18 protein-coding genes are annotated in these 19,492 nt (G+C 57.2%); 10 read left to right on the top strand and 8 right to left on the bottom strand.

Features of this window, described 5'->3' with window-relative positions:
• Window positions 1-28: 28 nt before the first annotated feature.
• From AC8GFZ_RS04790 to AC8GFZ_RS04775, 4 genes are read left to right on the top strand one after another with little or no spacing between them, the layout of a single operon-like run.
• Window positions 29-2,182: a type I restriction enzyme HsdR N-terminal domain-containing protein gene (locus tag AC8GFZ_RS04790; protein ID WP_506642868.1), complete on the top strand. Its 2,154-nt coding sequence runs from the start codon at window positions 29-31 to the stop codon at window positions 2,180-2,182.
• Between the two features lie 29 nt (window positions 2,183-2,211).
• Window positions 2,212-3,621 carry a restriction endonuclease subunit S domain-containing protein gene (locus tag AC8GFZ_RS04785; protein ID WP_506642866.1) on the top strand — a complete coding sequence of 470 codons (1,410 nt, stop codon included), beginning with the start codon at window positions 2,212-2,214 and terminating at the stop codon, window positions 3,619-3,621.
• Window positions 3,618-4,196: a hypothetical protein gene (locus AC8GFZ_RS04780; protein WP_506642864.1), complete on the top strand. Its 579-nt coding sequence runs from the start codon at window positions 3,618-3,620 to the stop codon at window positions 4,194-4,196. The genes AC8GFZ_RS04785 and AC8GFZ_RS04780 overlap by 4 nt, the downstream gene beginning before the upstream one ends.
• Before the next feature lie 52 nt (window positions 4,197-4,248).
• Window positions 4,249-4,503: a FitA-like ribbon-helix-helix domain-containing protein gene (locus tag AC8GFZ_RS04775; RefSeq protein WP_506642862.1), complete on the top strand. Its 255-nt coding sequence runs from the start codon at window positions 4,249-4,251 to the stop codon at window positions 4,501-4,503.
• Between the two features lie 62 nt (window positions 4,504-4,565).
• Here the strand turns inward: AC8GFZ_RS04775 and AC8GFZ_RS04770 are convergent, their stop codons facing one another.
• Entirely contained in the window at window positions 4,566-4,817 is a 252-nt protein-coding gene (locus AC8GFZ_RS04770; protein WP_506642860.1) for a YlcI/YnfO family protein, read from the bottom strand.
• Between the two features lies 1 nt (window position 4,818).
• Window positions 4,819-5,247 carry a putative toxin-antitoxin system toxin component, PIN family gene (locus AC8GFZ_RS04765; protein ID WP_506642858.1) on the bottom strand — a complete coding sequence of 143 codons (429 nt, stop codon included), beginning with the start codon at window positions 5,245-5,247 and terminating at the stop codon, window positions 4,819-4,821.
• A 201-nt stretch (window positions 5,248-5,448) separates the two neighbouring features.
• Between AC8GFZ_RS04765 and AC8GFZ_RS04760 the strand changes: the two genes are divergently transcribed.
• The 3 genes from AC8GFZ_RS04760 to AC8GFZ_RS04750 are packed head-to-tail and all read left to right on the top strand — an operon-like array spanning window position 5,449 to window position 8,598.
• Complete coding sequence (locus AC8GFZ_RS04760) at window positions 5,449-6,651, top strand: efflux RND transporter periplasmic adaptor subunit (protein WP_506642856.1); 1,203 nt, start codon at window positions 5,449-5,451, stop codon at window positions 6,649-6,651.
• The gene (locus AC8GFZ_RS04755; protein ID WP_506642854.1) at window positions 6,648-7,886 is read left to right on the top strand and encodes an ABC transporter permease; all 1,239 of its coding nucleotides are present in this window, start codon (window positions 6,648-6,650) and stop codon (window positions 7,884-7,886) included. Before AC8GFZ_RS04760 ends, AC8GFZ_RS04755 begins: the two co-directional genes overlap by 4 nt.
• Before the next feature lie 7 nt (window positions 7,887-7,893).
• A complete protein-coding gene (locus AC8GFZ_RS04750) occupies window positions 7,894-8,598 on the top strand; it encodes an ABC transporter ATP-binding protein (protein ID WP_506642852.1) in 705 nt (234 codons plus the stop codon).
• Window positions 8,599-8,659: 61 nt separating this feature from the next.
• On the opposite strand, the gene AC8GFZ_RS04745 is transcribed toward AC8GFZ_RS04750, so the two are convergent.
• The 6 genes from AC8GFZ_RS04745 to AC8GFZ_RS04720 form a co-directional block, all read right to left on the bottom strand.
• The gene (locus AC8GFZ_RS04745; protein WP_506642850.1) at window positions 8,660-9,613 is read right to left on the bottom strand and encodes a Bug family tripartite tricarboxylate transporter substrate binding protein; all 954 of its coding nucleotides are present in this window, start codon (window positions 9,611-9,613) and stop codon (window positions 8,660-8,662) included.
• 98 nt (window positions 9,614-9,711) lie between these two features.
• The gene (locus AC8GFZ_RS04740; protein ID WP_506642848.1) at window positions 9,712-10,731 is read right to left on the bottom strand and encodes an amidohydrolase family protein; all 1,020 of its coding nucleotides are present in this window, start codon (window positions 10,729-10,731) and stop codon (window positions 9,712-9,714) included.
• A gap of 5 nt (window positions 10,732-10,736) precedes the next feature.
• A complete protein-coding gene (locus AC8GFZ_RS04735) occupies window positions 10,737-11,912 on the bottom strand; it encodes an alpha/beta hydrolase family protein (protein ID WP_506642846.1) in 1,176 nt (391 codons plus the stop codon).
• Window positions 11,913-11,924: 12 nt separating this feature from the next.
• Entirely contained in the window at window positions 11,925-12,917 is a 993-nt protein-coding gene (locus AC8GFZ_RS04730; RefSeq protein ID WP_506642844.1) for a Bug family tripartite tricarboxylate transporter substrate binding protein, read from the bottom strand.
• Window positions 12,914-14,209 carry a homogentisate 1,2-dioxygenase gene (gene hmgA, locus AC8GFZ_RS04725; RefSeq protein ID WP_506642842.1) on the bottom strand — a complete coding sequence of 432 codons (1,296 nt, stop codon included), beginning with the start codon at window positions 14,207-14,209 and terminating at the stop codon, window positions 12,914-12,916. Before hmgA ends, AC8GFZ_RS04730 begins: the two co-directional genes overlap by 4 nt.
• 207 nt (window positions 14,210-14,416) lie before the next feature.
• Window positions 14,417-15,487, bottom strand: a complete 1,071-nt coding sequence (locus tag AC8GFZ_RS04720; protein ID WP_506642840.1) for a DODA-type extradiol aromatic ring-opening family dioxygenase — start codon at window positions 15,485-15,487, stop codon at window positions 14,417-14,419.
• A gap of 212 nt (window positions 15,488-15,699) precedes the next feature.
• On the opposite strand from AC8GFZ_RS04720, the gene AC8GFZ_RS04715 reads away from it, so the two are divergent.
• The 3 genes from AC8GFZ_RS04715 (at window position 15,700) to AC8GFZ_RS04705 (ending at window position 19,457) form a co-directional block, all read left to right on the top strand.
• Window positions 15,700-16,596 (top strand): dienelactone hydrolase family protein, encoded by an 897-nt coding sequence (locus tag AC8GFZ_RS04715; protein WP_506642838.1) that lies wholly within the window; start codon window positions 15,700-15,702, stop codon window positions 16,594-16,596.
• A 76-nt stretch (window positions 16,597-16,672) separates the two neighbouring features.
• Window positions 16,673-17,509, top strand: a complete 837-nt coding sequence (locus AC8GFZ_RS04710) for a ZIP family metal transporter (protein ID WP_506642836.1) — start codon at window positions 16,673-16,675, stop codon at window positions 17,507-17,509.
• Window positions 17,510-17,834: 325 nt separating this feature from the next.
• Window positions 17,835-19,457 carry an ABC transporter substrate-binding protein gene (locus AC8GFZ_RS04705; protein ID WP_506644229.1) on the top strand — a complete coding sequence of 541 codons (1,623 nt, stop codon included), beginning with the start codon at window positions 17,835-17,837 and terminating at the stop codon, window positions 19,455-19,457.
• The last annotated feature ends 35 nt before the right edge of the window (window positions 19,458-19,492 follow it).

The raw sequence follows: 19,492 nt of genomic DNA, 5'->3' as shown, positions 1-19,492 counted from the left end.
CAATAAAAAAATTATCAAGGGGACATTTATGGCTAACAAACTGAATGCAATGCTAAAAGACAGCGCATACAAACTCACTCAATTCAAATCTGCACAAATTGGACATTTAGAGTCCTTGATAAGCTATAAAAACAGTAACAGCTCCAATGTGCCTTATGTCACTTGCCTTGTGCGTGGCAAGCCTATAAAGCTAACACCTGAGGAAGTAATTCGACAACTCTATCTGCTTCACTTACGGGACGTACTGGGTTATCCAGTAGAAAGGATGCAGGTTGAATATGGCGTCACCATGGGCCGTGATGTGAAACGTGCTGATATTTGCGTCTTCGACAAACAAAACCAAACAGCACCCTACATATTGATCGAAGTAAAAAAGCCCAAACTGAAAGACGGCAAGGAGCAACTGAAAAGTTATTGCCACGCAACTGGTGCTCCCATGGGAGTTTGGACCAATGGTGATCAAATTTCTTACTACCACCGCAAAGACCCAAACTACTTTGAAGATATTCCGGGCATTCCCTGCGAGCATCAAAAACTTTCCAATATCCTCAGCGAACGCTGGACGATTAACGAACTCATAAAGCTAGACAAACTTGTTAACGAAAAAAAGTCTCTCAAAGACCTCATCCTTGAAATGGAAGATGAGGTGCTTGCAAATGCAGGCGTGGATGTCTTTGAAGAAATGTTCAAACTTATCTTCACCAAACTCTACGATGAACTCGAAGGTGGCAGGGATGAGAAACGCCACCTGATTTTTAAAAATTATGGTGAAACTGACACAGAGCTGAAGGAAAAGATTCAAGCCCTATTTGACAAAGCCCGTGAAAAATGGGCTGGTGTATTCATCGAAGGAACAAAGATTGAACTGACGGCCAGTCACCTGTCTGTGTGCGTTTCATCGCTGGAGAAGGTCAAGCTGTTCAACTCCAATCTAGAGGTTGTTGATGAGGCATTTGAATACCTCATCAACAAATCCAGTAAGGGTGAAAAAGGCCAATACTTCACCCCTCGTTACGTGATTGACATGTGCGTCAAGATGCTCAATCCTAAAGAAACCGAAACATTAATTGACACTGCATCAGGTAGTTGTGGCTTTCCTGTACATGGCATCTTTCACGTGTGGGACCAAATACGAATTGATCAAGGATTGACTAAAAGTCACTTGTTCACCACCGAAAAAAAGGGGGCTCGGTATGAAGATTACGTACAGAAAAAAGTCTTTGCCATTGACTTTGACGAAAAAGCCGTTCGAGTGGGTCGCACACTCAACCTGATCGCTGGCGATGGACAAACGAATGTGTTACACCTCAACACTTTGGATTACGAACGTTGGGATGAAAAAACGGATGATGAAGCTTGGACAGACGTTTATGGTGAGGGTTGGAAAAAGCTGCGCAAACTAAGGGCTGATAAAAAACAAAACCGCGATTTTCTATTCGACGTGCTGATGGCGAACCCCCCATTTGCGGGTGATATCAAAGAATCTCGCATCCTTTCGAAATATGAATTGTCTCGGACTGTTAGCTTGGACAAAATCACCAAAGTAGATGCCGAAGACAAAAAAATCATGACTGCCGGTGCAAACGGCCCCACCTTTCCCGAAGCATTAAGTGCAAGCGTAGAAACCATTTATCAAATGGGGGATGGCACTTACCGCAAGGTTAAGGTCAAAAACCAAAGCAATGTGGGGCGCGATATTTTGTTCATAGAGCGCAACCTCAGCTTCCTCAAACCTGGAGGTCGCATGGCGGTAGTTCTGCCACAAGGGCGCTTCAACAACGCCAGCGACAAGGCTGTGCGCGAATACATCGCTTCCCATTGCCGAATACTGGCTGTTGTGGGCTTGCACGGCAACGTCTTCAAACCCCACACAGGTACGAAGACCAGCGTGCTGCTTGTTCAAAAGTGGAATAACGATGCCAAGGCTGGGCCTCTGTGCCCGCGCGTAGATGATTACCCCATCTTTTTTGCCACGATGAAAGAAACCAGCAAAGACAACTCGGGCGACAAGATTTACCGCAGCGCGCCGGATGGCTCTCCACTGCTGGATGAACATGACCACTTGGTGGTGCAACACGACTTGTTCAGTCAGGAACTAAAAGATGGCAAGCGCACCCCAGAGGGTATTGCCGAGGCGTTTGAAGAGTTTGCAAAAAAAGAAATGTTAGGTTTTTTTCTGTAGGCCCCTTTGACAAGGCGCGGTATGCGCGCTTGTTGAGGGGGCTGGAGATTTCCATCATTCCGTATCAAAAGGCGATTGGTGAAGATGCAACTGGTCGCATTGACTCATCTTTTTTTGAGAAGCAGTTCATTGAACTTAGAAAAATGGCGGCTACTTGGGAACGCCTTGATTCCCATGCTCGATCTATCGTATGTGGACCCTTTGGTTCAAATTTGCTCAACGACAACTATGTCGAACAAGGCATTCCGATGGTGAGGCCATTCAACTTGCGAAATGGTCGGATTGATGCGGGTGAAGTGGCTTTGGTAGAAGAGGATTTTATTGAGCGAGCTGGACTAAAAACGTTCGGTCTTGGCACTTTGATGTTTGCTCGTGTGGGTGATATTGGAGCGGGGATTAGCCTTAGTGAAAAAGTCACTATCAGTCCTAACATCATTGCGGCTGTACTTGACGGGTCCATAGATCCGTACTTTGTTGGGGTTTTTGCAAATACACGGTTTGGTCAACTTCAGTTGGAAGCGGGCATGAAGGTTGTTGCACAACCTACCATCTCCACGGACGCAATTCGTGCGCTACGCATTCCGCAGTTAGGCACAGTGTTCCAAAGGCGAATTTCTGATTTGTTTCACTTGGCAGTTGACGCACAGGATGCTAGTAAGCGACTTCTTGTTGATGCCGAAATCACCCTTCTTGGCGCCCTTGGTCTCAAAAACTGGCAACCCCCAGAGCCATTGAGCTACGTGCGCAGCAGCCGCGATGTGCTTTCAGCAGGGCGACTGGACGCCGAACATTTTCAAGAGGGCTATTACGCGCTAAGGCAGGCACTAACTTCTTATCGCGCTGGCTTTGCCAAATTACGTGACCTTTCGCAGAAATTTACAAACGGCACGGAGATTCGAGATTACCAAGGAGCGGGAACACCATATTTGCGCGTTGGTGACTTGAAGAACTTGGCGATCGACGGTGGTTCGGTAGTGTTTGTTGATCCCTTAGCTGCCGCCGAGTTAATTGACAAGGTTCAACTCGAAACAGGTGATGTCCTCATTTCACGATCTGGCTCGCTTGCTGTATCCGCAGTGGTAGAGCGGGAATGGAAGTCCGCACTAATTAGTTCGCATTTAATACGAGTACGGATTTCAGACAAATCTTTCGACCCCTACTTCGTTGCGCTGTTCCTAAAAACACTTCCAGGTCGAATGCAAATCACGCAATGGAGCAATGGCGGTGTACAACCAGAAATCAGTCAACCTGCATTAGGGCAAGTGGTGGTGCCTAAGGTGGACATGAAGGTGCAGCGAGTTATTCGTAGACACATACTTGAATCCGCCAACGCTAGAAACCGCTCTGCTGATCTACTCTATGCTGCTAAAAGAGCCGTAGAAATTGCCATTGAACAAGATGAAAAAGCAGCTTTCACTTATTTGGAGGCAAACACATGAGCGCGGATCACTACCAAGAATGGCGCAGAAAATCTGAGATTGATTACGTGCCTCAGTTGCTCATTCTGTGGCTCTCAACAAACTCGTGGTACCGGTCTCACTATTCGGAAATTGTTTCAAAACGCGACCGTGATTTTTTGAACAAACTCAGAGATGACCACAGCACGCGTAACAAATTATTCACGCGCTTCAAAAAAATACTTGAGGATGATGGGACCAAGGAGCATGCAGAGCTTAACGGCACCATCGAGGCATTGTTCTTTGCGCTGAACCGTGCGCTTTTACGCTGGGACGAAGACGATCCAGAAAGTGCAATCACGTTTGAAAACTGTTTGTTGACGCCATACCCGAAGGACTACGGGTCTCTGATAGTTAATAAACAGGCATCCGGCATCAATATGAGTAAAACACTGAAACTTACCAATGACAAGTCAGTTTTATTCAATGCTTTTTTGGAAATCATTTATCAAGTCCGCTGTCAGTTAGTGCATGGTCAATTAAAACCCGATGATCATTCCCATGAAGCGGTGAAACAAGTCTATTTACTGTTGCGCATTATGATGAGTTTCAATTAAGAATCTTGGATCATGATGGTTCTATGGTTTAGCCAACTCATGGAGGTTAACAATGTCATCACTCACCATACATAACATCCCTGATGAAACGCTCCGTGCCTTACAAGTTCGCGCTGCAAAGGCAGGATTGACTGTTGAGGCCGAAGTAGTCGCAATTATTGAAAGCGTTGCTTTTCCGAACAATCGAGTCAAACTGGGTTCCTTACTGGCAGAAATTGGTCAGCAGGCCGATGGTGCGGATATGGTGTTTGAACGAGACAAGACCTTTGCTGAACCCTTAGATTTCAATTCGCCTCCAACAACCTGACCTCTTTAAGCGCATCTTTAATTCAATTTGCGCCAACTTCAACTCGTAGGCAGTTTGCAGGCTCAATCGGTCAAAACATCATCGTCCTCAGGCGCGATTCCACCCTTGCGGCTTAAAAATTTCAGTGCCGCATTCACATCACCTTGCTTGGCGCGTTCAGCAAAATATTCAGCGGTCTTCATGGCCGCCAGCTTTTCAGCCACGGCACTCACAATGAATTGGTTCAAGGTGGTGCCATCTTCACGAGCCACTTGCTCTGCCCCCGCTTTCAGGGACAAGGGCAATCGAAGAGCGTAATTGCTTTGGGTTCCCATTTCAAACTCCTTGAAAAAACTGCCGTGGTGTCAAAACCAAGATGCCAAGTGATGAAGCCTGTGGTGAAAAGTCTTTGAGGTTGGTGGTCAAGATGGTCACAGGCTGTCCCAAGCCCAAACCGTTCACAGCCACCTCAAGAACCATGTCGTCGTTGGCATCGCGCAGTTGGGGTCTCCATAAAAACTGAATCTCCACCCGCTTAATGACACCTGCCAGTACATTCAATAAATTATTGATGTCCTTTGAATCGACACTGGCTGCCAATAACTGTTCCGGCCGCAACAAAACAGACTCGTACTCTAAAAACAAGGGGACGCTGCACAAAACACCAATCTCTCTTTGAATAGCAAGACGCAGTATCTCAGCCGAAGCGCCAGATGGGCTTCTCACAGCAGCTACCAGAACATTGGTATCAATTACAAAATTCATATTGCTGGCAATATATCAAAATATGTCGTGCAACACAAGCCTTGACCCACATCAACCCCCTTTGGCCCACCTACCCCTAGCATGACCCCCATGCACCAGTTGCATGGGCGCGTGAGCTGTTTGTGCGCCTGTTTCGGTGTGCGTCAAAGGGTTGCGAATGATCAGCTGGTGGCATGACAACTTTGTGGTGGGTGGCAGCGCGTGAAGCGTTTGCAGCTTTGGGGCCTGGTGGGGGTGATCGCTCTGGTGGGACTGGGCTATGGCAGCTGGCAACGGTGGGCGGGGCCCCGCATCGCTGTGGAGGTGCTGCAGCGCCAAGATGTGGTGCAAACCATGGTGGCCAGTGGCCATGTGCAAAGTCCGCACCGCACCGATGTGAGCGCCCAAGTCACCGGGCGGGTGGTGGCCATCCCCGTCACCGAGGGGCAGTGGGTGCGCCAAGGGCAAACTTTGATCGAGCTTGACAGCAGCGAGGCCCAGGCCAACCACCAGCAAGCCCTGGCCAACTCACAACAAGCGCAAGTCAATGTGCGGCAGTTGCTGGAACTGCGCTTGCCCGTGGCTGAACAAACTTGGCTGCAAGCCCAAGCCAACTTGAAAGTGGCCCAGCAAAGCTTGGCGCGCAGCCAAACCCTGTTTGAGCAAGGCTTTGTGGGCGCATCTGCCCGCGACGATGCGCAACGCGGCTTGGACGTGGCGCAGGCGCAGTTACAGATTGCCGCGCAACAACGCCAAAGCCTGTTGCCGGGCGGCAGCGACGAGGCCGCCGCGCACAGCGCGGTGCAGGTGGCGCGTGCGAGCGCGGCGTCTGCGGCTGCGCGACTGCGCTACATGCGCATCGTGGCACCGGTGGACGGCGTGTTGATTGCCCGCAGTGTGGAGCCCGGTGACGGGGTGCAGCCCGGCAAGGTGTTGATGGTGCTGTCGCCCAAAGCGGACATGCAGTTGGTGCTGCAAATCGACGAAAAGAACCTGCATTTGCTGCGCTTGAACCAAGCCGCTTGGGCCAGTGCCGATGCCTACCCCGATCAAAAATTTGACGCCGAGTTGGTCTACATCAACCCCCGGGTGGACCCGCTGCGCGGTTCGGTGGAGGTCAAGCTCCATGTGCCCAAACCGCCTGCCTATTTGCAACAAGACATGACGGTGTCGGTGGACATCGAGGTGGCGCGCCGCCCGCAAAGCCTGTGGCTGCCGCTGACCGCTGTGCAAACGGCGGGCAGTGATGGGCCTGCGGTGTGGGTGATGCGCGACCAACAACTGCACCGCCAACGCGTCACGTTGGGGTTGAGGCACCAAGGCCGTGTCGAGGTGTTGGCGGGCTTGGATGCCGGTGAGCGCTTGGCCACCCAGCCGATGCCCCATTGGCAGGAAGGCCAGCGCGTGCGCGCCGTGCCGCCATGAGGGCCACCCGCTGGCTGCCGTTTGAGTGGGTGGTGGCAATACGGTTTTTGCAAGAGGGCAAGATACAAACCGGCTTCATTGCCGTGGGCATTGCGATTGGTGTGGCGGTGATTGTCTTCATGTCGGCATTGCTGGCGGGTTTGCAATCGAACTTTGTCAACCGGGTGCTGACCGGCCAAGCGCACATCCAATTGCTGAACCAAAAAGAGGCCGTGCGTCCCCTGCGCGCAGGGGTGGCGGGCGAAGGCCAAGAGTTGGCGCAGCTGCAAGTGCCTTTGCAACGGCTCAAAGGTATTGACCAATGGCAAAGTTGGGCCACGCTGTTGGGCCAAATACCGCAGGTGAGCGTGTTGTCGCCATCGGTCACCGGGGCAGCCCTGGTGACGCGGGGCAGTGCCACGCGATCGGTGTCGGTGGTGGGGGTGCAGCCTGAGCTGTACTTCAAGATCATTTCCTTACCCGACAAAATGGTGCAAGGCCAAGCGCTGATCAACAGCGAGTCGATTTTGATTGGCACTGAGCTGGCCAGCGATTTGGGCCTGGGTGTGGGCGACAAACTGCGCTTGTCCAGCGGCACAGGCCGGGTGCAAACGCTCACCGTGAGCGGCATTTTTGATTTGGGCAACAAAGCGGCCAATGCGCGCAACACCTTTGTCGCGCTGCGCACCGCGCAAACCCTGTTTGACTTGGTGGGCGGTGCCTCGGTGCTGGACGTGACGGTGCGCGATGTCTACACCGCCGAGACGATTGCCCAAAAAATGCATCAACTCACTGGCTTGCAAGCCGACAGTTGGATCAAAACCAATGAGCAGTTTTTCACCGCGGTGAAGGCGCAGACCACAGCCAACACCGCCATTCGGTTTTTTGTGGCGCTGTCGGTGGGCTTTGGCATTGCCAGTGTGTTGGTGGTGTCGGTGGTGCAGCGCTCGCGCGAAATTGGCATCTTGCGCGCCATGGGCGTCACGCGGGGTCAGGTGCTGCGGGTGTTTTTGATCCAAGGTGGTTTGCTTGGCTTGGGCGGCGCGGTGTTGGGCTCGGGCATTGGGGCCTTGGCGCTTTTTTTGTGGCAGCGCTTCATGCGCAATGCCGATGGCTCGGAAATGTTTCCCTTGGTGTTTGACAGTGGCTTGCTGCTGCAAACCCTCATGCTCGCGACTTTGACGGGTTTGCTGTCGGCCTTTGCACCGGCCTTGCGGGCCGCCCGCTTGGACCCGGTGGTGGCCATCAGGGGTTGACGCAGCCATGAACAGCCCCATCACCACAAGCACGCCGGTGCTGGCCCTGCGCGGCATTCGCAAGTCGTTCAACCTGGGCGAAGCGAATGAAACCGAGGTCTTGCACGGCATTGACCTGGACCTGTGGGCCGGGGAGTTTTGCGCGGTGGTGGGGCCATCGGGCTCGGGCAAAAGCACCTTGCTCAACATCGTGGGTTTGCTCGACCGGCCCACCCAAGGGCAATTGACCATGACCGGCCAAGAAACCACACGCATGAACGACGCGCAGTTGACGCAGTTGCGCGGCCACACCATTGGTTTTGTGTTTCAGTACCACCACCTGTTGGGCGCCTTCAGCGCCTTGGAAAACGTGCTCATGCCGATGTTTGCCGACACCGGCTTTGCCACCGCGGTGGCGCGCCTGCGTGCCAGTGCTTTGCTCGCCAGCGTGGGCCTGACCCCTTGGCTGCACGTGCCCGCGAGCCATTTGTCCGGGGGGCAGCAGCAGCGGGTGGCGGTGGCGCGGGCCTTGGCGATGAAACCCGCCTTGATTTTGGCCGATGAGCCCACCGGCAACCTCGACACCAAAAGCGCCGATGGTGTGTTTGAGTTGCTGCAACGCGTGTGCAAAGAGCAGGGCACTGCCGTTTTGTTTGTCACCCACAACCCCTTGTTGGCCCAGCGCTGCGACAAAACCATCGCCGTGGTCGATGGCCGGGTTGGCGGCCCATAGCGCCAGGTGATGGGCTTGGTATGGCCGCCGTGGCCGTTGGTCCTGTTGTGGTGGCGGCTGCTTATTCGGGGTTCAAGCCCGCAAAAGCGGCGCGCTCGGCCCACAGGGCGCGGTCTTTGCGCACAAACTCGGCGAACTCGTCGGCCATCAGCAAGGTGGGCACGCAGCATTGCTCCAGCTTTTTGAGCAAGGCGGGGCTGTTCATGGCGCGTTTGACGGCGTTGCTGTAGCGCTGGATCACCGCGTCGGGCGTGCCAGCGGGGGCGTACATGCCGTTCCACGAACGCACTTCAAAGTTGGGCATGCCGCTCTCGGCCATGGTGGGCAGGTCGGGCAAGATGTCGATGCGCTTGGGTGAGGTGACGGCAATGGCTTTGACGCGGTCGCCTTGCACAAAGGGCAGGGCGGCGGCGTAGTCCAAGAACATGAAGCTCAGTTGGCCGCCCATCAAGTCGGTCACCGCCAGGGGGCTGCTTTTGTAGGGCACGCCCACGCTGGTCAAGTTCAGGCGCTTGAGAAACACCGCGCCGGCAATTTGGCTGACCGATGCCCCCCAGCCGTAGGCAGCTTTGTCGGAATTGGCTTTGATCCAAGCGGCCAGCTCGTTGACGTTGCGCACCGGCATGTCTTTGCGCACGATGAGCACATAGGGCGCGGTGAGCACCATGGCAATGGGCTTGAAGTCTTTCACCGGGTCGTAGGTCAGCTTTTTGAACAACACCGGGTTGATGGCGTGGGTGGTGTTGGAGGTGAACAGCAGGGTTTTGCCATCGGCCGGTGCGCGGGCCACAAACTCAGCGGCCAAAAAGCCATTGGCGCCGGGGCGGTTATCGATCACGGCGGTTTGGTTCAGCTCGCGGGCCACCTCTTCAAACAGGGGGCGCGCCACGTTGTCGGTGCCGCTGCCCGGCCCAAAGGGCAAGACCACGCGGATGGTGCCGCTGTCTTGGGCGCTGGACCAGCTGGTGGCCAAGGCCAAGGCGCAAAGCCCCAGCCATCGTGCAAAAGTGTTCATGTGTGTCTCCTGTGGGGGGCGGCCCAATGATGAGCAGGGCGCTGAACCACCGCCATCGAACCACTGTAAGGCTTGCAGCCGCCCAAGGCTATGCGGGTTTAAGCCAATCCCAGCCAACGCAAAGCGTTGTCTTGGCGCAGGGCTTGGCGGTGTTCGGCGCTGAGGTGCAGCTTGTCCACGCGCTGCGCGGGGTCGCGGTCCATGATGACAAAGGGGTCGTCTGTGCCCACCATCACTTGGCCCACACCATAGGTGTAAATCAAGTGGTGGATGCTGGCCTCGTCGTAGACCAAGTCGTCCACAAACATCTGCCGCGACACCGCGCGCGGGGAGTGCTTCAAGGCGTTTTGGATCGGGGGCATGCAAGTCCAAGCGTGCTCCAGGCGCGCCACCAACACCGGCAGCGAGCCGCCGCCGTGGCTGAAGGCGATGCGCAGGCCCGGCAAGGCAGCCAAGCGCCCCGAGGTGATCATGGACGCGGCGGACAAACCAATTTCGCCGGGGAAGGCCAGGGCTTGTTCCAAGGCCGGTGGGCCGACCAAGCGGTCCATGCCCGCTGGGCGCAGGGCGTGGACAAAAATCGCTGCGCCCAGGCTTTGCGCCGCCTCAAAAAATGGTGCGAAGTCGGGGTGGCCAATCGGCTTGCCGTTGATGTTGCTGCCAATCTCCACGCCGGCCATGCCCAGCTCGCCCACCACGCGCTCCAGTTCTTGGATGGCCATGTCCACGTCTTGCAGCGGCACGGCACCCAGGGCAATGAATTGATCGGGCTGCGCGCCCACTTGCGCGGCCAAGGTGTCGTTGAGGTAGCGGATCAAGGACTTCGCGTCATCGGGCTCGAGCCAGTAGGACAGCAACTCGGGCATGGGCGAGACCACTTGGCGGGTGACACCGGTTTGGGCCATGTTGCGCGCGCGCTCGTCAAAGTCAAAGCAGCTGGTGGGGATGGTGCGATAGACCTTGTCTTGGATCATCACATGGCGCTGGCAGCTGGATTCAGCCGGTGCAATGGACGGCCAGGCCACGCCTTTGCGCCCACCCACATACGCCGGAAACGAGGACGGCACCCAGTGGGTGTGGGTGTCGATCAGGCCGCAGTCGCAAACGGGTTTGAGCATGGGCATCAGTCGGACAAGCCGCGTTGGCGCAGCCACTGAAAGCACAGGTCCACGGTTTGGCGCAGGTGTTCGGGCTGGCCCACGTAATAGTGGTTGGCGCCTTTGATGACCTGCATGGTTTTGTCTTTGGACGCCACCAGGTCATAGATGCGTTGGGTGTGGGGCTGGGGCACCGAGTCGTCGGCGGAGTTTTCAATCGCCAAAAAGGGCACGCTGACGTGGGGCGCGTGGTCGAGCGAGTTGCATTGGGTGTCTTCGATGGACCACTGCGACAACCACGAACGCAGGGTGGAAAACCGGCCCAGCGATATGGGCCCGGAGTTGACGGTTTCGGGGTCACCCAGCCAGCAGGTGCCCACCACGCGGTCGTTGGGGTCGATGCTGCCATCGAGCCAACGAGGGTCGGCCAGGGTGCGGTGGGTGATGAAGCCGCGCTCGACCTCTTTGCCGCCGCGCTTGCGCAAGTCTTCCAACTGTTGCTTGACCCAGGCGGTGCGCCGGCGCATGCGCGCCAACTGCGCGGCGCGAAACTCGGTCACAAAGTCGGCCGTGTAAGGCCCTTGGTTGCCGGGGTGGTACAGGTCCAAGCGGGGGTCGCGCCGGTCGGGGTTGTCTTCGTCAATGACAGACGGGTCGATGAAGTCAAGCAACACCACGGCCCGGGCCAAGTGGCCGGCCTGCCAGATCACCCCGTCGGCGGCGATGGGGTTCATGGCTTTGAGCGCAATGGGCTCGCCGGCGGGTGTGGCTTGGATGGTGGTGTGTTCGGCTTGGGATTGGTAGGTCATGGACAGCGATGCGCCGCCCGACCAGCCCACCAAGACGATTTTTTCGTAGCCCCAGACCTCTTTGGCATGACGGAAATAGGCAGCGATGTCCATCAACACCTTTTCCATGATGAGCGGCGTGTCGTTGCGCGCATACCGGCTGCCCGCACACAACACATGCGCGCCACCAGCGGCCATGCTTTTGGGCACCGGCAAGATTTGCAAGGTGGACGCGGGGTGCATGTAAAACAGCAAGGTCTTGGAGGGTTTGCCTTTGGGGCGCAAACGGATGCCCTCGATGTTGACCATGCCGGACTGGCTGGCAAAGCCATACACGTCGCGAAAGGCCGAGGTCTCGGGGTATTGGATGTGAACCCAGTCGGATTCGATGTCAAAGGTTTGTGGCGTGCTCATGGGTTTGGAGTGTCAATCTTTTTGGATGCCGGTTTTTTGGATGACGGTGCGGTAGCGGGAAACTTCGGACTGGATCATTTGGACCAATTCGGCGGCTTTTTTGCCTTGCACATCGATGCCAATTTGGCTTGATCGGCGTTGCACATCGGGGCTTTGGATGACTTTGATGGTATCGGCCTGCATTTGGTCCAAGATGGCTTGCGGTGCGCCTTTGCGGCCCATCAGCACCGCCCAAGAGTTGACTTCAAAATCAGCCAAGCCAATGGCCTCTTGCATGGTGGGCACTTGGGGGTAGCCGGGTTGTCGCGCTGGGGCCGACACGGCCAGGGGTTGCAAGCGGTCCATCACCACGCGCGCGGTGGCCCAGGAAGAAATCATCAAGTTCAGCTCGCCCGCCGCCACCGCGCTGTGCAATTGGTTGCCGTCACGGTAGGGCACGCCCAGCAGGTCGATGCCGGTGCGGATTTTGAAGAACTCAGCGGCCATGTAGTTGGGCGCACCCAGCCCCGTGGAGCCATAAGTGAGCTTGCCGGGTTCGGCCTTGGCACGCTCCACAAACTCGGCCATGGTTTTGATGCCATTGGCCTTGGTGGTAAAGAACACCCAGGGCGCGGCCATCACATCGGTCAGCGGCACCATGTCGCGTTCGGGGTCGTATGGCAGCTTTTTGAACAAGCTGGGGTTAACGGCGATGCTACCAATGTCACCCACAAAGTAGGTGTAGCCATCGATGGGGGCTCTGAGGAACTCTTGCGCGGCCACGATGCCATTGGCACCGGGGCGGTTTTCCACCACCACGCTTTGGCCCCACATTTTGCTCAGGCCATCGGCAATAGTGCGGGCCAAGATGTCGACCCCGTTGCCGGGGGCAAAGGGCACAATCATGCGCACTTGCCGGTTGGGGAAGTTGGGTGTTTGGGCCTGGCTGCTCAGGGCCAGGCAGGCACCCAGCACGGCCGCCACAGCGGTGTGCCAAGCATGGCGTGGAAAAGACATGGGTTTCATTTTTGGCCTTGTGTGGAAAAGTGATTTGGAAAACCCACCCATTGCTGGTGGATGTCTTTTTGCAACTCTTTGGCTTGCAGCGCAAACGGCGTCAGGTGCATGGGGTAGCGCGTCTCAAACATGAAGGCCAAGTGGTTGTCGAGTTTTTGCGGCACCAACGCTGCGTTATAGGCCTTGTCGTAGGTGGCGACATCGGGCCCGTGCGGCACCCAGCAGTTGTGCAGCAAGGCCCCACCGGGCTCAAAGCCACTTGAGCGCGAGTAGTGCGCGCCGTGGATCATGCCCATGAACTCGCTCATCACATTGCGGTGAAAGGGCGGTGGGCGGAAGGTATCTTCGGCCACTGACCAGCGCGGCGGAAAAATCACAAAGTCCATGTTGGCCCCACCCACTTTGTCGCTGGGCGAGGTGAGCACGGTGAAGATGGACGGGTCGGGGTGGTCCACACTGATGCTGCCCAGAGTCACGTAGTTGACGGTGTCGTACTTGAAGGGCACATGGTTGCCGCGCCATGCCACCACATTGAAGGGTGAATGCGCGACCTCGGTGACCCACAGGTTGCCACCGTATTTGTGCACCAATTGGTGGGCTTGGTTGTTTTCTTCATAGGCGGCGACGGGAGCCCAAAAATCGCTGGGGTTGGCCAGGCCGTGGGAGCCAATGACGCCCAGGTCGGGCAGTTGGAACGGCATGCCGTAGTTCTCTCCCACAAAGCCACGGGCATGGCCGTCCAAGCACTTGACGGCAAATTTGATGCCCCGGGGGATGAGGGCGATTTCGTTGGGCCCGACTTGCAAGATGCCCAGCTCGGTGCGCAGTTCGATGCGCCCGGTTTGCGGGACAAACAACATATCGCCGTCGGCATTGACAAAGGCCCGCTTTGACATGGATTGATTGGCCCGGTACACATGGACGGCCAGGCCGCTTTGGGCCTTGGGGTCGCCGTTGCCGCACAAGGTGCTCAAGCCATCGATGAAGTCGGTGGGGGTGGTGGGCATCTCAAACGGATCCCAGCGAAAGGGGTTGGGGTTGAGGTCTTGCTCAAATGGACCCGACAACAAGAGGCCGTTGTCCATGCGCGAAAAAGTGGGCTGGTCCACCGAGGGGTGGATGCGGTATGTGTGCACGCGGCGGTTCTGTGCCCGGGGTGCGACAAAAGTGGTGCCGGAGATCAGCTCGGGGTACAGCCCCAAGGGCGCTCGCTGGGGGGTGTTGTTGCGCAAGGGCAGAGCACCAGGGATGGCCTCGCTTTCCAGAAAATTTCCGAAACCGTTGATGTGGGTGGATTTCATGGGGCAAGGGTTCCAAAGAACGCCGGTCTGACGCTCGCCGATGGTGTGCCACCTTGTTTGGTGGTGGCATCGGTGTTATCCCTAGGCGCTATTTATCAAGATGGAGAGTCTTGTTATAGGGCGCACATGCTTTGGCTAACGATGGACCGCGATGCTGCTGAGCGGCTTGCCATGACAGAAGAATGCAGTGATTGTCAGAACTGCGACTTAAACCGGGTGGTAGACGGCAAACACTTTGTTCGAGTTGAAGATGTGGGTTTCGACAAACTCACTCCACTTGAGTTTCGCGCCGAGGGCGCTCATCGCGCCCATCAGGGGCGACCAGTTCAAAATTTCTTGCTGACCGGCGTGTTCAAACTGTGCCGTGCTGCGGCCATGCCAGTAGGCGAAGTCGCCATCGACCAGGGCTTGGTACAAGGCGCGGTCGCTCACCGTGTCGGGGCGCAAGCGGTGGGTGTGGTCGCACAAAAAAGCGTGCGACCAACTCGACGAGGCCATCACCGCCACGCGCCACGGCGAGTCGCGCAAGATGCGGGCAGTGGCCGCACCCAAGTCCATGCAACGGGTGGGCGAGGGCGAGGGCGGGTCAAAGTCCAGTGGGTCGTTGATGTTCGTGAGAAACCCGCGTGCAGATATCACCTTGCGGCCATAGCAGTTGATGGGCACGGTCAAGGTGGGGTAGTCCCAGCCTTTGCGGTCGTAGTCCAAGTAAAGAATGGCATTGGTGAAGGCATGGGCCAAGCTGGCGTGGTGCAGGGGTTTGTAGGCGTAGGCGACATCAAAACCAGCCTCGATCAAGCCGGTGGTCAGGTGCTTTCCCACATCGCGGCGTCCGCGCAAGCGGTAGTGCACATCGGGGCCTTCGCCCCAGGCATTGGGTTTGCCGCCGTCCATCATGGACGAGCCTTGCGCATGGCGCCAGGGGTACACATCCACGTCGTCGTAAGCGCACACGGTGAACGGCGGGATGATGTCTTCTTTGAAGTTTTCGTATTGGTCGTCTCCCCAGATCAACACCAAGTCGGGGTTGAAGCGGTCGAGTTCTTCGCGCACGCGCCTGAATTGCGCGACCATGGCCGCGCGGTGCTGGCCAGCGGCGGCGGTGCCCATGTCGTTGGCCCACTCCGTGCGCATCACATCGGGCCAGTGGGCGGGGTCTTTGGCGCTGTCGGGGATGCCCGGGTCTTTGAGGGTGGTGCGCAAGATGCCCGACATCATGGCGTCGGGGGTGGACAGGGGCGGGTAGTGCGACAAGCCCAGGCCCAGTATTTCAGCCATGCTTTTCTCCTCAATTTGTGGTGGCAACCCAGCCCTTGGCTCAAGCAGCTTGGTTTTTGCCAAATTGTGACCCATGTGCCCACCCTGAAAAAGGCGGGTGTTTGACCGCATCAAACAGGGGAGATTGGGCACGCTTAAAATCGCCCGCTCACCTCCTGAAGCCGATACCCCAAACCGGCACCTCCACACCCCTCACCTGATAAGGCAGCCCCATGACCCCTGACCTGTTGCTCGACACCCAATCGCTGATGAACACCCGCGCCGATGCGCCGCTGCCCAACCGGCGCTTGGCATTGCAAACCGCGCTGGGCGTGGGTTATGCCGCTGCGGCCATGCCCTTGATGGCCCAAACCGCCATCAAAACGCCGACCGATGGTTTGGTGGCCGGTGAGGTGACCATCGACGTCAACGGTTTCAAAATGCCCGCCTACCGCAGCGCACCCGCTGGCAAAACCGGTTTGCCCGTGGTTTTGGTGATTTCAGAGATTTTCGGTGTGCATGAATACATTGCCGACGTCACCCGCCGCTTGGCCCGTGAAGGCTATATGGCGATTGCCCCCGAGTTGTTCATTCGCCAAGGCGACCCCACCAGCTTTGGTGAAATTGCCAAATTGCAAAGTGAGCTGATTTCTAAAGTGCCCGATGCACAGGTGATGGGCGACTTGGACGCCTGCGTGCGTTGGGCCGCTGGCCAAGGCGGCAACGTGGATAAGCTGGCCATCACCGGCTTTTGTTGGGGCGGTCGCATTGTGTGGTTGTACAACGCGCACAACCCCAAGCTCAAAGCTGGTGTGGCCTGGTATGGCCGATTGGTGGGTCAGTCGACCGCCACCACGCCCAAGCACCCGGTGGAATTGGTGGGCAGCATGCAAGCACCGGTGCTGGGTTTGTACGGCGCGGCCGACACCGGCATTCCGGTCACCACGGTGGACCAAATGAAGGCGGCTTTGCAAACCGCACCCGCTGGGGCCAAAAACTCGCAGTTCGTGGTGTATCCCGAGATGCCCCACGCCTTCCACGCCGATTACCGGCCCAGCTACCGCGCCCCAGCTGCGCAGGACGGCTGGCAGCGTTTGCTGGCTTGGCTCAAACAAAACGGCGTCGCTTGAAACTGTGCCCATGGGGGCTGGTAGCCCCCTTCTTGGACGCCGCCCCAGCTGCGGCGGCCCCCACAAGGACAGCTGAGTGAACCTCATATATATAGTCTTGGGCACCTTGGCCGCAGGCGTGGGCAGTGTGCTGGTGGCCGCTATGTGCGCCCGTGCCTTGCTGTCGGCCTATACCCAGCATTTGCTCAGTTTGGCGGCCGGCGCATTGCTGGCCACGGCCTTCATGCATTTGCTGCCCGAAGCCTTTGAATCGGGGGCTTCTCCCCACCAGTTGTTCATCACCTTGTTGGTGGGTTTGGTTTTTTTCTTTTTGCTCGACAAGGCCGAGTTGTGGCACCACGGCCATGAGCATGGGCACGCCCACAGCCATGGGCACGCGCAAGGCCATGACCATGACCATGACCATGACCATGACCATGACCATGACCATGACCACGCCAAGGATGCGCCCCCTTCGGGGATGGCCGGTTCTTGGTCGGTGCTGATGGGCGACAGCATCCATGCCTTTGGCGACGGTTTGCTGGTGGCGGCGGCCTTTTTGGCCGATGTGCAACTGGGCGTGGCCGCGACCGTGGCGGTTTTGGCCCATGAGGTGCCGCACCACATGGGTGATCTGGTGGTGTTGCAGCAGGGCATGGGGCAACCCCGCAGCGCCCTCCTCAAGCTGTGCTTGGCCGGTGGGGTCACGGTGCTGGGCGGTTTGGTCGGCCACAGCCTGATCGCCGGCCATGAAGAATGGCTGCCTTTTTGGCTCACCATGGCCAGCAGCAGCTATATTTATGTGGCCTTGGCCGATTTGATACCGCAGTTGCAAAAGCGCTTAGGCGCCAGTGCCACCGTGGCGCAAATTGGCTGGCTGTTCGCTGGCATTGCCCTGGTCACTGGGATCACCCAGCTGGGGCACGTGCACTGAGTAGGTGGGTCCTGACTTATGGGCCATGCCCGCAGCGACGCTGTCAAAAGCGCCTCATTTTGGTGCTAAAAACCCTATAAATGTTCGTACTTTGATCTTTAATGGTGCGTCATGGCCGTCAAGTTGCCTAGTATTGGTGCGCCCATGGCTTGTATTGGTGGCATATTGATTGCATACCAGGAGGGGGACAGGTAGTTGGGCATGCCGCAGGTATTGGTTGCGGTGTGATCCGTACAGGTTTTGGCTCAAATTTTTAAACATCACGAATGGAGTTCTCATGAAACGGTTCAGCTTCCCCATTTTTGGCGCCTCTGCGCCGTCGGCCATGACCTTGGCCATTGGCGTCGGTTTGAGCGCCATGAGCATGGCCGTGCAAGCGCAAGAAAAAGTCTTGCGCATTGCCATGACCGCCGCCGACATTCCCCGCACCTTGGGTCAGCCCGACCAAGGTTTTGAGGGCAACCGTTTCACCGGCATCCCGATGTATGACGCATTGACGCAATGGGACTTGTCCAAGGCCAATGCCCCCAGCGTGCTGATCCCTGGCTTGGCCACCTCTTGGGCGGTGAATGCCACCGACAAAACCAAGTGGACCTTCAAACTGCGCCCCGGCGTCAAGTTCCATGACGGTTCCGCAGTCAACGCCGATGCGATTGTCTGGAACGTGCAAAAAGTGTTGGACAAAGACGCGGTGCATTTCGACGCCAGCCAAGTGGGCGTGACCGCTTCGCGCATGCCCACCTTGCGCAGCGCCCGCAAGATCGACGACTTGACCGTTGAGTTGACCACCAGCGAACCCGATGCCTTCTTGCCCCTGAACCTGACCAATTTGTTCATGGCTTCGCCCGCGCATTGGAAAAAGAAATTTGACGCCGCCACCGGCGACACCCCTGCCGACAAGTCCAAAGCCGCCTGGACGGCGTTTGCCGCTGATGCGTCGGGTTCGGGCCCGTTCAAGATGGCGCGTTTTGTGCCACGCGAGCGCTTGGAGGTGGTGGCCAACAAAACCTATTGGGATGCCAAGCGCGTGCCCAAGCTTGACCGCATCGTGATGCTGCCCATGCCCGAGGCCAATGCCCGCACCGCCGCTCTGCTCGGCGGCCAGGTGGACTGGATCGAGGCCCCGGCGCCCGACGCCATGGCACAAATCACCCAGCGCGGCTTCAAGATTGAAAGCAATGCCCAGCCCCATGTGTGGCCATGGCAGTTGTCGTTTGCCGAAGGCTCGCCCTGGCTGGACAAGCGGGTGCGCCAAGCTGCCAACCTGTGTGTTGACCGCGAAGGCATCAAAACCTTGCTGGGCGGCATGATGGCCGTGCCCAAAGGCACCGTGCCCCCGGGCCACCCCTGGTGGGGCAACCCCAAGTTCGACATCAAGTACGACGTGAATGCGGCCAAAACCTTGATGACCCAAGCCGGCCACAGCGCGGCCAAACCGCTCAAGGTCAAGGTGCAAATTTCTGCCTCGGGTTCGGGCCAGATGCAGCCTTTGCCGATGAACGAGTTTGTGCAGCAGTCGCTCAAGCAGTGCTTCTTTGACGTTGAGTTTGACGTGATCGAATGGAACACCTTGTTCACCAACTGGCGCAAAGGTGCCAAAGACCCATCGGCCAACGGTGCCAACGCCATCAATGTGAGCTACGCCGCCATGGACCCCTTCTTTGGCATGGTGCGCTTCACCAGCACCGGCACCTTCCCGCCGGTGTCCAACAACTGGGGTTATTTCGGCAACCCAGAGTTTGACAAGCTGATTGCCGAAGCCCGCACCCAGTTTGACGACAAAAAACGCGATGTGGCCCTGTCCAAGCTGCACGCCCGCATCGTGGAAGAAGCCCCATTTGTCTGGATTGCGCACGACGTGGGCCCCCGCGCCGTCAGCAGCAAGATCAAGGGCTTGGTGCAGCCACGCAGCTGGTTCATCGACTTGGCCCCCATTTCGATCAACTAAAAGGCTCCCATGGGCTGACGGCATGGGCACGGTGT

Source organism: Limnohabitans rimovensis (SeqCode) (assembly GCF_965234775.1).
GTDB lineage: Bacteria > Pseudomonadota > Gammaproteobacteria > Burkholderiales > Burkholderiaceae_C > Limnohabitans > Limnohabitans rimovensis.
This window is presented reverse-complemented; position numbering and strand designations above follow the sequence as displayed.

What these genes read in the sequence shown, in the direction of transcription:
- AC8GFZ_RS04790 (WP_506642868.1), top strand. Translation starts at nt 29, where the DNA reads ATGGCTAACAAACTGAATGCAATGCTAAAAGACAGCGCATACAAACTC.
- AC8GFZ_RS04780 (WP_506642864.1), top strand. Translation starts at nt 3,618, where the DNA reads ATGAGCGCGGATCACTACCAAGAATGGCGCAGAAAATCTGAGATTGAT.
- AC8GFZ_RS04775 (WP_506642862.1), top strand. Translation starts at nt 4,249, where the DNA reads ATGTCATCACTCACCATACATAACATCCCTGATGAAACGCTCCGTGCC.
- AC8GFZ_RS04770 (WP_506642860.1), bottom strand. Translation starts at nt 4,817, where the DNA reads ATGGGAACCCAAAGCAATTACGCTCTTCGATTGCCCTTGTCCCTGAAA.
- AC8GFZ_RS04765 (WP_506642858.1), bottom strand. Translation starts at nt 5,247, where the DNA reads ATGAATTTTGTAATTGATACCAATGTTCTGGTAGCTGCTGTGAGAAGC.
- AC8GFZ_RS04755 (WP_506642854.1), top strand. Translation starts at nt 6,648, where the DNA reads ATGAGGGCCACCCGCTGGCTGCCGTTTGAGTGGGTGGTGGCAATACGG.
- AC8GFZ_RS04750 (WP_506642852.1), top strand. Translation starts at nt 7,894, where the DNA reads ATGAACAGCCCCATCACCACAAGCACGCCGGTGCTGGCCCTGCGCGGC.
- AC8GFZ_RS04745 (WP_506642850.1), bottom strand. Translation starts at nt 9,613, where the DNA reads ATGAACACTTTTGCACGATGGCTGGGGCTTTGCGCCTTGGCCTTGGCC.
- AC8GFZ_RS04740 (WP_506642848.1), bottom strand. Translation starts at nt 10,731, where the DNA reads ATGCTCAAACCCGTTTGCGACTGCGGCCTGATCGACACCCACACCCAC.
- AC8GFZ_RS04735 (WP_506642846.1), bottom strand. Translation starts at nt 11,912, where the DNA reads ATGAGCACGCCACAAACCTTTGACATCGAATCCGACTGGGTTCACATC.
- AC8GFZ_RS04730 (WP_506642844.1), bottom strand. Translation starts at nt 12,917, where the DNA reads ATGAAACCCATGTCTTTTCCACGCCATGCTTGGCACACCGCTGTGGCG.
- hmgA (WP_506642842.1), bottom strand. Translation starts at nt 14,209, where the DNA reads ATGAAATCCACCCACATCAACGGTTTCGGAAATTTTCTGGAAAGCGAG.
- AC8GFZ_RS04720 (WP_506642840.1), bottom strand. Translation starts at nt 15,487, where the DNA reads ATGGCTGAAATACTGGGCCTGGGCTTGTCGCACTACCCGCCCCTGTCC.
- AC8GFZ_RS04715 (WP_506642838.1), top strand. Translation starts at nt 15,700, where the DNA reads ATGACCCCTGACCTGTTGCTCGACACCCAATCGCTGATGAACACCCGC.
- AC8GFZ_RS04705 (WP_506644229.1), top strand. Translation starts at nt 17,835, where the DNA reads ATGACCTTGGCCATTGGCGTCGGTTTGAGCGCCATGAGCATGGCCGTG.